Raw genomic sequence first — 13085 nt, 5'->3', positions numbered from 1 at the left:
CGTGCAGCCGGGGGGACTGCAAGCGAACCCCGCCAACGCTAGGCGCCGGCGGGGTCCACTACCGATATTTACGAAATGTGTGCTCGAACGGGTGAATCTACGGGGCGTTCGCCACGCCGGGCGCGAGGAACCGCGCGCCGGTCACCTTCTCCGAGATGCCCTCGCGGTCCAGGTACGGCGTGACGCCACCGAGGTGCATCGGCCAGCCCGCGCCGAGGATCATGCACAGGTCGATGTCGCGCGCGTCGGCGACGACGCCCTCGTCCAGCATGAGCCGGATCTCGCGGGCCAGGGCGGCGGTCGCCTCGTCGCGCAGTTCCTCGGCGGTCGACGGGGAGTCGCCGAGCTGCAGCAGCGCGAGGACCTCCGGGTCGGGGTTGCCCTCGGCGTCGGTGAAGCCGCGCTTGCCGGCCTCGACGACCCGGCCCAGGTTGGCCGAGACGCCGAACCGGTCCGGGAACGCGGTGTGCAGCGTCTCCGCGACGTGGTGCGCGACCGCCGGGCCGACCATGGTGAGCAGCGCCATCGGCCGCATCGGCAGGCCGAGGGTGTCCAGGGCCGAGTCGGCGACGGCGATCGGGGTGCCGTTGTCGACGGCGGCGGTGACCACGCCGAGGAAGCGGGTCAGCAACCGGTTGACCACGAACGCCGGCCGGTCCGCCACCAGCACCGAGGACTTCTTCAGGGCCTTGCCGACGGCGAACGCGGTCGCGAGGGTCGCGTCGTCGGTCTGCTCGGCGCGGACGATCTCCAGCAGCGGCATCAACGCGACCGGGTTGAAGAAGTGCAGGCCGACGACCCGCTCCGGGTGGGCGAGCCCGGCGGCCTGCTCGCTGACCGACAGCGAGGACGTGTTGGTCGCCAGGATGCAGTCGTCGCGGACGATCTTCTCGACCTCGGCCCAGACCTGCTTCTTGACGCCGAGGTCCTCGAACACGGCCTCGAGCACCAGGTCGGCGTCGGCGAAGACGGACTTGTCGGCCGAGCCGCTGATCAGACCCCTGTACTTGGCCGCCTTGCCCGGGTCGAGGCGCTTCTTCGACACGAGCTTGTCGATCTCGGCGTGGACGTAGCCGACGCCCTTGTCGACGCGGGCCTGGTCGAGGTCGGTGAGCACGACCGGGACCTCGAGCCGGCGCACGAACAGCAGCGCCAGCTGGGAGGCCATCAGGCCGGCGCCGACGATGCCGACCTTGTTGACGTCGCGGGCGAGCCCCTTGTCCGGCGCGCCGGCGGGGCGCTTCGCGCGGCGCTGGACCAGGTCGAACGCGTAAAGGCTGGCCCGGGCCTGGTCGCCCATGATGAGATCGGCGAGGGCCTCGTCCTCGGCCGCGGTGCCGTTCTCGAACGTCGAGGACTTCGCCAGGGCCAGCAGGTCGAGGGCTTTGTTCGCCGAGTTGACCGCGCCGTGCAGCCGCTCGTCGAGCTGGTGCCGGGCGAAGAACAGCACGCCGTCCCACATGTCCCGGTCGATCTCCGGGCGGACGACGGTGACGGTGCCGTCCACGACGCCCTCGGCCCACGCCAGGGACCGCTCCAGGTAGTCGGCCGGTTCGAAGATCTCGTCGGCGATGCCGAGCTCGCGGGCCTGCGCCGGCTTGAGCGTCTTCTGGGTCAGCGGGTTCTGCAGGATCACCTGCGCGGCCGGGGCGATGCCGATGAGGTTCGGCAGCAGCTGGGTGCCGCCCCAGCCGGGCACGAGGCCGATCGCGACCTCGGGCAGCGCGAGCGCCGCGGCACCCGAGGACACGGTCCGGTAGTGGCAGTGCAGTGCCACTTCGAGGCCGCCGCCCATCGCGGCACCGTTGATGAACGCGAACGTCGGTACCGGCGAATCCTTGAACTTCTTGAACACCCGGTGGCCGTACCGGCCGAGCTCCACCGCCTGCTCGCGCTCGGTGAGCAGCGGCATGCCGGTGATGTCGGCGCCGACGCAGAAGATGTACGGCTTGCCGGTCAGCGCGATGAACTTCGGCGCCGCCGCGACGGCCTCGTCGATCGCCGCCTCCAGGCTCGCCAGGCCGGCGGGGCCGAACGAGTTGGGCTTGGTGTGGTCGAAGCCGTTGTCGAGCGTGATGAGCGCGGCGCGCTCGCGACTCGGCAGGGTCACGAAGCGCAGCAGCGCCTTGGTCACGACCTCGTTCGGGTTGCTGATGGCCGCGCTCACTTGTCGCCCTTCCAGTTCGGGTTCTCCCAGATCACGGATGCGCCCATGCCGATGCCGACACACATGGCGGTGAGGCCATAGCGGACCTCGGGGTGCTCGGCGAACTGCCGGGACAGCTGCGTCATCAGCCGCACCCCGGAGGACGCCAGGGGGTGCCCGACGGCGATCGCGCCGCCCCACTGGTTGACCCGCGGGTCGTCGTCGGCGATGCCGAAGTGGTCGAGGAACGCGAGCACCTGCACGGCGAACGCCTCGTTGAGCTCGAACAGGCCGATGTCGGCGATGGTCAGCCCGGCCTGGCGCAGCGCCTTCTCGGTGGCCGGCACCGGGCCGAACCCCATGACCTCGGGCTCGACCCCGACGAAGCCGTAGGACACCAGGCGCATGCCGACCGGCAGGCCCAGCTCCAGCGCGACGTCCTCGGCGGCCAGGATCGCGGCGGTGGCGCCGTCGTTGAGGCCCGCGGCGTTGCCGGCGGTGACCTTGCCGTGCGGGCGGAACGGGGTCTTGAGGGTGCCGAGCTTCTCCAGGCTGGTCTCGCGGGGCGCCTCGTCGACCGTGGCCAGGCCCCAGCCTGCCTCGGGGTCGCGGGTCGCGACGCTGACCAGGTCGGGCTGCAGCTTGCCGGCCTGGTAGGCGGCGGCGGTCTTCACCTGCGACGCGTAGCCGAACCGGTCGGCCCGTTCCTTGGTGATGGCGGGCAGCCGGTCGTGCAGGTTCTCCGCGGTGGCGCCCATGACGAGCGCCGACGGGTCGACCAGCTTCTCGGCCAGGATCCGCGGGTTGGGGTCGACGCCCTCGCCCATCGGGTGGCGGCCCATGTGCTCGACGCCGCCGGCGATCGCGACGTCGTAGGCGCCGAAGGCGATCCCGCCGGCGACGCTGGTCACCGCGGTCAGGGCGCCGGCGCACATGCGGTCGATCGAGTAGCCCGGGACGGTCTTGGGCAGACCCGACAGCAGGGCGGCGGTGCGGCCGATGGTCAGGCCCTGGTCGCCGATCTGCGTGGTGGCCGCGATCGCGACCTCGTCGACCCGCTCCGGCGGCAGCTGCGGGTTGCGGCGCAGCAGCTCGCGGATACAGCGGATGACGAGGTCGTCGGCGCGGGTGTTGGCATACATCCCACCGGCCTTGCCGAACGGGGTGCGCACGCCGTCGACGAAGACGACGTCGCGGACGGGACGGGGCACGGGTGTCCTCCTAGCGACGAATTACCGGCAATGTTACTCGCCAGTAGCTCCGGTGCGCCTGTGGATCCGCCCACACCCCGCCTCGCGCTACTCCGTGGGTACCTCCAGCGCCGCCGTCAGCCCGGGAGTGACCAGTGCGACCTGCCACGGGCGTGCGCCGTAGCCGGACAGCACCGCACCCACCGCTTCCTCGGTGAGCTCCTCGGGCGGGGACCAGGCGAGCCGTCGCACCGAATCCGGGGTGATGAGGTTTTCCGGCGGCACCCGGTTGGCGGTGGCCAGGCCGGTCACCAGCTCCCGGCTGCGCGCCAGGCGCCCTGCCGCGACGGGATCCCGCTCGGCCCACCGGTGCGGCGGGGGAGGCCCGTCCGACGGCGGGGTGGTCGGCAGCTCCTTGTCCGGCAGCGCCCTGGCGTCCGACAGCGCGGTCAGCCACGTCGGCGCGAGCCGGCGCACCGACCTGCCACCGAACCCGGCGAGGGCGAGCAGGGTCCGCTCGTCCTTCGGGTCGGCCTCGGCGGCGGCGATGATCGCCGCGTCGGCGAGGACCCGGCCGGGGCTCGCGTCCCGGCGCGCGGCGATCTCGTCCCGGGCGTGCCACAGCGCGCGGACCCGGGCGAGGGCGCGGGCGCCCCGGACCCGGTGGATGCCGGACGTGCGGCGCCAGGGGTCGGCGCGCACCCGCGGCGGGTCGCCGGCGGAGGCGACCAGCGCGGCGAACTCCTGCGCCGCCCATTCCGTCTTGTCCTGCTCGTGCAGCTCCTCGACCAGGCGGTCGCGCAACTGGAGCAGCAGCTCGACGTCGAGGGCCGCGTAGGTGAGCCAGGAGGTCGGCAGCGGACGGGTCGACCAGTCTGCGGCCGAGTGGTGCTTCTCGAGGGTGTAGCCCAGCAGCGACTCGGTCAGGGCGGCCAGGCCGACCCGTTCGAAGCCGCACAGCCGCGCCGCGAGCTCGGTGTCGAAGAGCCGCGTCGGGCGCAGCCCCAGCTCCGTGAGGCACGGCAGATCCTGACTGGCGGCGTGCAGGATCCATTCAGTGGGCGAAATCACCTCGTCGAGCTCTGGCAGCTGTCCGAAGGGCAGAGGGTCGATCAGGACGGTGCCGGCACCGGCACGGCGCAGTTGCACGAGATAGGCCCGATGCGTGTACCGGTAGCCGGAGGCGCGCTCGGCGTCCACGGCGACGGGACCGCTGCCTTGGGCGAAGCGCTCGACGGCGCGCGCGAGCTCCGCCCGGTCGGTGATCGGCTCGGGCGTCCCGTCTCGGGGGGCGGTCAGCAGGACGGGCTCGGTCTTGTCGTCCGGTTTGTCCGGACTGTCTGGCTCCTCGTCCCGACGCCGCGCGGGGGGTTCGTCGGTCACCCGGACCACGGTACGTTGCGGCACCGGCACGCCGATGCAGCCGGGTCCGGCGCGTCGGTTTCTGGGGCGTCGCGGCGACCGTTCGGTGGCCCGGGACACGCCGATTCGGGACGGACAAACCGGGGCTGTGCCAGTACGGTCACGCGTGCGGGCCGACTTGGTGCTTCCGGTTGTGTCCGTTGGTTGCCACGGAGGTCGCGGGGCTTGTGCGAGCGGTTTAGGGTGAGGCCGACTGTGATGCCGTGGATCGATCGCGCCGCAGGACAAACGGGTGGAATTGTGACAGGAAGGAAACGAGAAGCATGACGGCCGGGTATGACCCCTCCAACCCGGTGGCTTCCGGAACCTCGGATTCGTACGATCGCCCGCGACACGCGGACCGGTCCGGCGACGACTCGGAGCGGCTCGGTCCACTTCCTCCACGCATGACGCAGACCGGCTCGTTCCCGGCTGCCGGCGTGTCCCCCGCCGGGGCCCCGGCCACCGGCGCGTTCTCCGCGACGGGTGCGCTTCCCGCGCAGCCGACGAGTGCCTGGCCGGTCTCCGCGCCCGCCGGCCCGCCGCCGCACAGCGTGCCCCCGCATCAGGGGTACCCGACCACCGCCCCTCGCGGCCGCAGCGGCATGCTCGCCCTGGTCCTGGCGGTGGTCCTGCTGATCGTCGTCGGTGTGCAGGCCGCGTTCATCGTCCGGCTCGAGTCCCGCGTGGACAAGGCCGAGAAGGCCGCCAGCGCCGCGAAGGAAAGCGACGAGTCCCGGCTCAAGGCCGTCGAGGACCGCACCGACAAGCTGGAGACCAAGACCGGCGGCAACCTCGACGCCGCCGCGGTCGCCGAGAGCGTGCGCCCGAGCGTGTTCCGGGTCGCCACCAAGTACGCGACCGGCACCGGCTTCGCGCTCGGCAAGGCGCCCTCGGGCGGTGGCACGAACCTCATCACGAACTACCACGTGGTGGAGGACGCGTACGAGAAGGGCGAGAAGGACGTCAGTCTCGAACGCACCAGCCAGCGCTTCCCGGCGAAGATCATCGAGGTCCACCCCGACAAGGACCTGGCCGTGCTGCACACCGATGAGGAGTTCGCCCGGCTCGTCGCCGCGCCGGCGGTGCCCAAGGTCGGTGAGCCCGTGCTCGTCGTCGGCGCCCCGCTCGGCCTCGAGGACACCGTCACCACCGGCGTCGTCAGCGCGTTCCGCACGCTCAGCGGCGAGAACCTGATGCAGTTCGACGCGGCGATCAACCCCGGCAACTCCGGCGGGCCCGTGTTCAACGCCAAGAAGGAGGTGGTCGGCGTCGCGACGCTCAAGGCACGGGAGGCCGAAGGCATCGGACTGGCCATCCCGATCTCAGTGGTCTGCGAAACGATCACGATCTGCTGACCGCGGCACCGACCCGCAACACCGACGTGCACCACGTCGCCGCGTCCCGGTCGCGGCGGCCGCTCGACCCCCACCCGGGCGCTGCCCGGAGGGATGACCAGGAGGAAGAAAAGAGATGACGTACCCCAATAACCCCCAGGGGAACCCGAACGAGGGTTACGCCTACCCCGACCCGAACGCGCCGCAGGGGGCCTACCCCGCGCAGCCCGCGCCGCAGCAGCCGTTCGGCGCCCCGGTGCCGCAGCAGCCCGCGCCCACCCACGACCAGAGCTACGGCCAGCCGCAGCCCAACCCGTATGACCAGGGCACGGCGCAGCTGCCGGCCTATGGTCAGCCGCAGTACGGCGAGCAGCCGCCCGCCGCCTACAACCTGGAGCCGTCGGTCTCCGCGCCGCCGACCTCGCCGATGATGGCGAACCCGCCGATGTCGGGGCCGCCGATGTCCGGCCCGCCCGTCGCGTACGGCCCGGTCTCCGGCCCGCCCGGATACGCCCAGGCCGGCTACCAGACCCCCGGCCCGCCGCCGAAGAAGAGCATCGCGGTGCCGATCCTCGCCAGCCTGCTCGCGCTCGCGATCATCGCGGCCGGTGTGTTCGTCGGCCTGTACGTCGACAAGAGCGGCAAGCTCGACAAGTCGGAGAAGCTCGCGGCGCAGCGTCAGGACAGCCTGACCTCGACCCAGGGCGAGCTCGACAAGACCAAGACCGACCTCAAGGCCAAGGCCGACGAGCTCACCAAGGCGCAGCAGGAGCTGCGCGGCGTCACCGCCGACAGCACCGAGGCGAAGCGCCAGCGCGACGTCATCGGCACCTGCCTGAAGCTGCTGCTCGAGGCCCTCGACGCGTCCAGCAAGGGTGACAAGACCACCCTGCAGAACAAGCTCAACGAGATGGACAAGCCGTGCAACGAGGCTGAGGTCCTGCTCGGAATTTGAGTTCTTGGTCAAAAGGGGCGGGCGGGTGCCCGCCCCTTTTGCGTCAGTGCAGCGCCGTTACGCCCGGCGGGGGCAGGCCCGCCGTGGAGGCCAGCAGCGCGCACCAGGCGTGCACGTGGGCCTGCAGGTCGTCGTCCGTCGGCGTCCACGACGCCCGGATCTCCAGGTCCGCCGCCGTCGGCGGGCCGGCCAGGTCACCGAAGCGCGTCGACAGGGTCTGGGTGACCGTCCCGCCGATCGCCGTGTAGGAGGCGCCGTGCCCATCGAGGGCGTCGGTCAGCCAGCTCCAGCCGACCACCGGCAGCAGCGGATCCGCGGCGAGCTCGGCCTCCAGCTCCGCCGTCACATACGTGACCAGGCGCATCGTGCCGTCCCACGCCTCGTGCCCGGCCGGGTCGTGCAGCAGGATCAGCCGTCCCGTCGCGACCTCGTCGCCGTCGCGCAGCACCGTGCCGCTCATCGCGTGCGCGAACGGCGCGAGCCGCTGCGGCGCCGGCATCTCCTCGAGCTCGATCTCGGGGCGCGCCGTGACCGCGCGCAGCTCCTCCACCGCCCGGGTGAACGTGGAGGGGGTCGCGGTCGATGGCGCCATACCGGAAGAGTAAGGCGCAAACCCACGCAGGGGGTGCCGCCGCGCCGCCGTTGCGCACGCAGTGAAACGATGACTTCGCTATGACTGACAATTTGCTTCTGCGTGCCGCCCGCGGTCAGGCGGTGCCGCACCCTCCCGTCTGGTTCATGCGCCAGGCCGGCCGTTCGCTGCCCGAGTATCGCGAGCTCCGCAAAGGCATCGGCATGCTGGAGTCCTGCCGCCGCCCCGACCTGGTCTGCGAGATCACCCTCCAGCCGGTCCGCCGCCACGGGGTCGACGCGGCGATCCTCTTCAGTGACATCGTCGTGCCGCTGCAGGCCGCCGGCGTCGACCTGGACATCGTCGCCGGCACCGGCCCCGTCGTCGCCGCGCCGATCGCCACCATGGCCGACGTCGCCGCGTTGCCCGCGCTGGACCCAGACGCCGTCGGGTTCGTCGCCGAGGCGATCCGGCTGCTGCTCGCCGAGCTCGGCCCGACCGCGCTCATCGGCTTCGCCGGCGCGCCGTTCACGCTCGCCAGCTACCTCGTCGAGGGCGGCCCGTCGCGGCACCACGTGAAGACGAAGGCGCTCATGTACGGCGCACCCGACGTCTGGCACGCCCTGTGCGCCCGCCTCGCCGACATCACCCTGACGTTCCTGCGCGTCCAGGCCGACGCCGGCGTCCACGCGGTGCAGCTCTTCGACTCGTGGGCCGGCGCCCTGTCCGAGGCCGACTACCGGCGCTACGTCCTGCCGCACTCGCGCCGTGTCCTGGACGGCATCGAGGGTCTGCCCCGGATTCATTTCGGCGTCGGCACCGGTGAGCTCCTGCCCGCCATGTCCGAGGCCGGTGCCGACGTGGTCGGCGTGGACTGGCGCACGCCGCTGGACGTGGCCGCGGGGCGCGTCCCGGGCAAGGTGCTGCAGGGCAACCTCGACCCGTGCGTGCTGTTCGCGCCGTGGGAGGTCGTCGAGCAGGAGACACGCCGGGTGGTCGCCGAGGGGCGCAAGGCACCCGGGCACATCTTCAACCTCGGTCACGGCGTCATGCCGGAGACCGACCCCGACGTGCTGACCCGGGTCGTCTCGCTCATCCACTCGATGTGACGGCTTTGTGGCGGCGCCTCAGTAGGTCGGGCTCCAGCGCCACCAGCCGTGGTCGCCGGCGAGCTGGGCCAGCCGCGAGCCGAGCATGAGCGACGTGGCCCTTGCCTCGCCGGCCAGGCGGGTGTGCACCTGTTCGGCGATCTCCGGTGCCCGGTACTCCGCGTGCTCCAGCAGCTGCAGCGTCACCGACCACCAGTACCGGTCCTCGTCGCTGGCGTGCGGCGCGCCACCGGTGAACCACTCGGCGAGACCGTCGAGCAGGTCGTCGCCCACGCCGTCCGGGTCGGTCAGCCGCAGCGCCGCGCAGACCCGCGCGACCACGTCGTCGTCCCAGCCCGACAGGTGCCCGCGCACCAGGGTGTGCAGCGACGAGTGCCCGAGCGCGCCGGCCGCGTCGATCTCCAGCGAGAACACGTTGTCGCGGGCCAGCCGCTCCTGCAGCACCGGCAGGATCCGCTCGTCGCGCCGCCGGGCCAGCCCGAGCAGCGCCTCGCACCGGGTGTCGTCGTGCGGGTCGTCGAGCCGCACGACCAGCGCGTCGCGCAGCACCGGCGCGTCCACCTCGGACAGCTGGGTGCCGAGCGCGAAACACGCCCAGTCCCGCACGTCGTCGTCCGGGTCGTTGCTCAGGACCAGCAGGGCCCGCACCGTGTCGTCGGGTGCGGCCTCGCCCAGCACGCTCGGCAGCGCCTGCGCGACCGCCCGCCGGACCCGCGCGTCGAAGTGGTGGATCAGCGGCAGCAGCAGCGGCAGCGCCTCGTCGTCGTAACACCAGGCGACCGCGTCGGCCAGCTCGGCGGGTGACGTCGTCGCGTCGGCGAGCAGCGCCGAGATCGTCCTCGCGGTCGGCTCCGCGTCGTCGACCGGCGCCGCCCGCGCCGCGGCCGCCGCCTCGGCCGCCGCGGCGGCGGCCGCCGGGTCGGCGAGGTCGGCCAGGTCCGCGAGCACGTCGGCGAGCGGGTCCGTCCCGTAGGCGTCCCCGTCCGGCCCGGCGCCGCCCTGCCCGGCACCCGGCTGCGCGGTGCCGGTGCCGATCTGCCATGGGTCGGTCGTCCACGGCTCAGCACGCCACGCCTCGGTGCCGCGTGCGTCGGTGCCGTGAGCCTCAGCGCTGCGTGATTCGGCGGTCCACGGTGCGTGACCGCCGCCGGCGCCGGGATCCAGCGCGCGGTCGCTCGGCTCGTCCGGTGACGGTCGGGAGGACGCAAGGTCGCTCATCCGAGAGAGTGTGCTCGTCTCCGGCGATATGTTCCAGAGGGGTTCGCCCCACAGATGGACATCCCCTGGTCAGATTCGCCCGACCCGACGACATATCGACGCATCTCGGATGTACGACCACCGCCTCCGCGCCCCGGCGTCCTGCCTTGCGGCTTCAGCGCCCGCGGCTGTCCAGCCGCAGCGACTGCCACGACCCGTCGGCCGCCCAGCCGCCGTCGACGGAGAGCGATGCCCCGTTGATGAAACCCGACCGGTCCGGGTCGGCGAGGAACGCCACCGCGCGGGCCACGTCCTCCGGCTGCGCGAACCGGGCCATCGGCACGTGATCGGTGATGTCGGTGTCCGCGTACGCGCCGGACGCCTGCGACTCGTCGTCCATCTCGGTCTTCACCCAGCCGGGGCAGACCGCGTTGACCCGCACGCCGCGACCGCCCCACTCGACGGCCAGGGTGCGGGTCATGCCGATCAGGCCGTGCTTGCTGGCGTTGTACGCCACCCGGTCCGCGACCCCCAGCAATCCCGCCACCGAGGCGATGTTGACGATCGAGCCGGTGCCGCGGACCAGCATCCGCCGCCCGAACGCCCGCGACAGCAGGAACGGCCCGGTGAGGTTCACGTCGAGGACCCGCCGCCACTGCGCCGCGTCGGTGTCCTCGGCGGGCGCGATCGAGGCTATGCCGGCGTTGTTCACGAGCACGTCGCAGCCGCCGTACACCTCCTCGACCTCGGCGACGAACCGCGCGACCGACGCCTCGTCGGAGACGTCGCCCACGAACATCAGCCCGTCGAGGTCGACCGGTTTCGTGTCGATGACCGCCAGCCGGTACCCCTCCTCGACCAGCAGTTCCGCGGTCTTCCGGCCGATGCCCTGCGCCGCGCCGGTGACGACGGCCACTCGCGTTTCTGTCATATGCCGACCATAGACTCGGGGCATGGCTGCTCGGGGTATGGCTGGAGGCGTGCGGCGGCGGGTTGTGGTGATCGGTGGTGGCATCGCCGGTCTCGCCGCGGCGCACCGGCTGCGTGAGCGCGCCCCGCACCTCGACGTGGTGCTGTTCGACCAGGGCGACCGGCCCGGCGGCAAGTTGCGCACCGTCGAGCTGGCCGGCGGCCCGGTCGAGCGGGGCGCCGAGTCGTTCCTGTCCGGCGACCCGGCCGGCGGGCCGAGCGCCGCGGTGCGCCTGGCCGAGCAGGTCGGGCTCGGCGACGCGATCGTGCACCCCGCCACGTCGAAGGCGGCCGTCGCGGTCGACGGCGGCCTGCACGACCTGCCACCCGGCACCCTCATGGGCATCCCCGTCGACACCGACCCGGCCCAGCACCCGGACCTGCACCCGGACCTCCCCGGCAGCGGCCCGCTGCTGCGTCCCGGCGAGGACGTGACCGTCGGCGGGCTGGTCCGGCCCCGGCGCGGCGACCTCGTCGTCGACCGGTTCGTGGAGCCGCTCCTCGGCGGCGTCTATGCCGGCCGCGCCGACCGGCTGTCGCTGCGCATGGCGTTGCCCGCGCTCGCCGACGCGGCCGAGCGGTCCGACACCCTGACCGGCGCCGTCCGGTCGGCCCTCGCGGCGCGGCGCAGCACCCCGGGCGCGCCCGTGTTCAGCACCGTCCAGGGCGGCATGAGCCGGCTCGTCGACGCGATCGCCGCGACCCTGCCCGACGTGCGGCTCGGCCTGCCCGTGCGGGAGCTGCGCCGGCACGGCACCGGCTGGCGCCTCACCGTCGGCTCGACCCGCGACGCATCCACAGTGGACGCCGACGGCGTGGTCCTCGCCGTGCCCGCCACCCCCGCCGCCCGCCTGCTGTCCACAGTGGATGGCCTGGCGGGCGTGCCCCTCGGCTATGCCAGCGTCGCACTCGTCGCGCTCGCGCTGCCGGCGACCAAGCTGCCCGAGCTGTCGGGGTTCCTGGTCCCGGCGACGGATGGGTTCGCGGTCAAGGCGGTCACGTTCTTCGACCAGAAGTGGTCACACCTGCGCCGCCCCGGGCTCACCCTCGTGCGCGCCTCCGTCGGCCGGGCCGGCGACGAGCACCAGTTGCAGCGCACCGACCCGGACCTGCTCGACCTGGTCCGCGACGAGGTGGCCCGCCTGCTCGGCGTCGACCGCCTGCCCGACCCGGTCGACGCGGCCGTCTTCCGCTGGGGCGGCGGCCTCCCGCAATACGAGCCGCACCACCGCGACCGCGTCGCCGCGCTGCGCGCCGCCCTCACCGCCCACCCGGCCATCACGGTCGCCGGCGCCGCCTATGACGGCGTCGGGATCCCCGCCTGCGTCACATCGGGGTGGACCGCCGCCGACACGCTGCTCGAAGCCCTGGAAGGATAGCGAGATGACCAGCAACGCCGCGCGCATCCGCGAGCTGAACGACTCGATCCGCTACACGATGTGGTCGGTGTTCCAGGCGTCGACCCCTCTCGACCCGGCGACCCGCGACGAGACCGCCGCCGAGGCAACCGCGTTCCTCGCCGACCTGGCCGCGAAGGACGTCGTGGTCCGGGGCACCTACGACGTTGCCGGCCTCCGCGCCGACGCCGACCTCATGATCTGGTGGCACGCATCGAGCGCCGAGGCGCTCCAGGAGGCCTATGCGGCGCTGCGCCGCACCGCCCTCGGCGCCCACCTCCAGCCCGTCTGGTCGCAGATGGCGCTGCACCGGCCCGCCGAGTTCAACAAGAGCCACATCCCGGCGTTCCTGGCCGACGAGGAGGCCCGTGCCTGGGTCTGTGTCTACCCGTTCGTCCGCTCCTATGAGTGGTATCTCCTGCCCGACGAGGAGCGCCGCGCCATGCTCGCCGAGCACGGCAAGATGGCCCGCGGCTATGCCGACGTCCGGGCCAACACGGTGGCGAGCTTCGCGCTGGGTGACTACGAGTGGATGCTGGCCTTCGAGGCGGACGAGCTGCACCGGATCGTGGACCTGATGCGGGAGCTGCGGGCGTCGACGGCTCGGCGGCACGTTCGCGAGGAAGTGCCGTTCTACACCGGGCGGCGGCGGGAGATCGCGGACCTGATCGCCAATCTGCCGTAGAGGGCGTTGGTTTGCCCTTTCGACCGGCCCTGCAAATATTCGAGCTTGCGCTTGATCGAAGTCGCCGGGAGACCGTGGCCGCTTCTTTGATCAAGCGCGGGCCGTGTCGGGTCGCTGGTTGCGGTTCG

At 72.6% G+C, this 13085-nt stretch carries 11 protein-coding genes; 5 read left to right on the top strand and 6 right to left on the bottom strand.

The genetic code is table 11. From position 1 onward, the window contains the following. Positions 1-97 precede the first annotated feature (97 nt). The 3 genes from ACFPIJ_RS01685 to ACFPIJ_RS01675 all read right to left on the bottom strand — a co-directional run bounded on the left by ACFPIJ_RS01685 (position 98) and on the right by ACFPIJ_RS01675 (position 4719). Positions 98-2167, bottom strand: a complete 2070-nt coding sequence (locus ACFPIJ_RS01685; RefSeq protein ID WP_380112757.1) for a 3-hydroxyacyl-CoA dehydrogenase NAD-binding domain-containing protein — start codon at positions 2165-2167, stop codon at positions 98-100. Beyond that, complete coding sequence (locus tag ACFPIJ_RS01680; protein ID WP_380112756.1) at positions 2164-3357, bottom strand: thiolase family protein; 1194 nt, start codon at positions 3355-3357, stop codon at positions 2164-2166. Before ACFPIJ_RS01680 ends, ACFPIJ_RS01685 begins: the two co-directional genes overlap by 4 nt. A gap of 87 nt (positions 3358-3444) precedes the next feature. Then, positions 3445-4719 (bottom strand): HRDC domain-containing protein, encoded by a 1275-nt coding sequence (locus tag ACFPIJ_RS01675; RefSeq protein WP_380112755.1) that lies wholly within the window; start codon positions 4717-4719, stop codon positions 3445-3447. Positions 4720-5144: 425 nt separating this feature from the next. Here ACFPIJ_RS01675 and ACFPIJ_RS01670 point away from each other — a divergent pair, with 425 nt between their 5' ends. Beyond that, positions 5145-6095 (top strand): S1C family serine protease, encoded by a 951-nt coding sequence (locus ACFPIJ_RS01670; RefSeq protein WP_380112753.1) that lies wholly within the window; start codon positions 5145-5147, stop codon positions 6093-6095. A 115-nt stretch (positions 6096-6210) separates the two neighbouring features. After that, positions 6211-7029 carry a hypothetical protein gene (locus ACFPIJ_RS01665; protein ID WP_380112752.1) on the top strand — a complete coding sequence of 273 codons (819 nt, stop codon included), beginning with the start codon at positions 6211-6213 and terminating at the stop codon, positions 7027-7029. Positions 7030-7072: 43 nt separating this feature from the next. Here ACFPIJ_RS01665 and ACFPIJ_RS01660 read toward each other — a convergent pair whose 3' ends face one another. Then, positions 7073-7621: a DUF3000 domain-containing protein gene (locus ACFPIJ_RS01660; RefSeq protein WP_380112751.1), complete on the bottom strand. Its 549-nt coding sequence runs from the start codon at positions 7619-7621 to the stop codon at positions 7073-7075. An 80-nt stretch (positions 7622-7701) separates the two neighbouring features. On the opposite strand from ACFPIJ_RS01660, the gene hemE reads away from it, so the two are divergent. Further along, positions 7702-8709, top strand: coding sequence for a uroporphyrinogen decarboxylase (gene hemE / locus ACFPIJ_RS01655; RefSeq protein WP_380112750.1), 1008 nt, complete (start codon positions 7702-7704; stop codon positions 8707-8709). An 18-nt stretch (positions 8710-8727) separates the two neighbouring features. Here hemE and ACFPIJ_RS01650 read toward each other — a convergent pair whose 3' ends face one another. Both ACFPIJ_RS01650 and ACFPIJ_RS01645 read right to left on the bottom strand, forming a co-directional pair. Further along, positions 8728-9927 carry a HEAT repeat domain-containing protein gene (locus tag ACFPIJ_RS01650; protein ID WP_380112749.1) on the bottom strand — a complete coding sequence of 400 codons (1200 nt, stop codon included), beginning with the start codon at positions 9925-9927 and terminating at the stop codon, positions 8728-8730. Between the two features lie 154 nt (positions 9928-10081). Further along, positions 10082-10837, bottom strand: a complete 756-nt coding sequence (locus ACFPIJ_RS01645; protein WP_380112748.1) for an SDR family NAD(P)-dependent oxidoreductase — start codon at positions 10835-10837, stop codon at positions 10082-10084. Between the two features lie 22 nt (positions 10838-10859). Between ACFPIJ_RS01645 and hemG the strand changes: the two genes are divergently transcribed. Continuing rightward, positions 10860-12254: a protoporphyrinogen oxidase gene (gene hemG / locus ACFPIJ_RS01640; protein ID WP_380112747.1), complete on the top strand. Its 1395-nt coding sequence runs from the start codon at positions 10860-10862 to the stop codon at positions 12252-12254. 4 nt (positions 12255-12258) lie between these two features. Further along, complete coding sequence (gene hemQ / locus ACFPIJ_RS01635; protein WP_380112746.1) at positions 12259-12957, top strand: hydrogen peroxide-dependent heme synthase; 699 nt, start codon at positions 12259-12261, stop codon at positions 12955-12957. The last annotated feature ends 128 nt before the right edge of the window (positions 12958-13085 follow it).

The sequence above is a fragment of the Dactylosporangium cerinum genome (assembly GCF_042653625.1).
GTDB classification, from domain to species: Bacteria; Actinomycetota; Actinomycetes; order Mycobacteriales; family Micromonosporaceae; genus Dactylosporangium; species Dactylosporangium cerinum.
This window is presented reverse-complemented; position numbering and strand designations above follow the sequence as displayed.

Excerpts from the sequence above, each read along its gene's own strand:
- ACFPIJ_RS01670 (WP_380112753.1), top strand. The coding sequence starts at position 5,145 with ATGACGCAGACCGGCTCGTTCCCGGCTGCCGGCGTGTCCCCCGCCGGG.
- ACFPIJ_RS01665 (WP_380112752.1), top strand. The coding sequence starts at position 6,211 with ATGACGTACCCCAATAACCCCCAGGGGAACCCGAACGAGGGTTACGCC.
- ACFPIJ_RS01660 (WP_380112751.1), bottom strand. The coding sequence starts at position 7,621 with ATGGCGCCATCGACCGCGACCCCCTCCACGTTCACCCGGGCGGTGGAG.
- hemE (WP_380112750.1), top strand. The coding sequence starts at position 7,702 with ATGACTGACAATTTGCTTCTGCGTGCCGCCCGCGGTCAGGCGGTGCCG.
- ACFPIJ_RS01650 (WP_380112749.1), bottom strand. The coding sequence starts at position 9,927 with ATGAGCGACCTTGCGTCCTCCCGACCGTCACCGGACGAGCCGAGCGAC.
- ACFPIJ_RS01645 (WP_380112748.1), bottom strand. The coding sequence starts at position 10,837 with ATGACAGAAACGCGAGTGGCCGTCGTCACCGGCGCGGCGCAGGGCATC.
- hemG (WP_380112747.1), top strand. The coding sequence starts at position 10,860 with ATGGCTGCTCGGGGTATGGCTGGAGGCGTGCGGCGGCGGGTTGTGGTG.
- hemQ (WP_380112746.1), top strand. The coding sequence starts at position 12,259 with ATGACCAGCAACGCCGCGCGCATCCGCGAGCTGAACGACTCGATCCGC.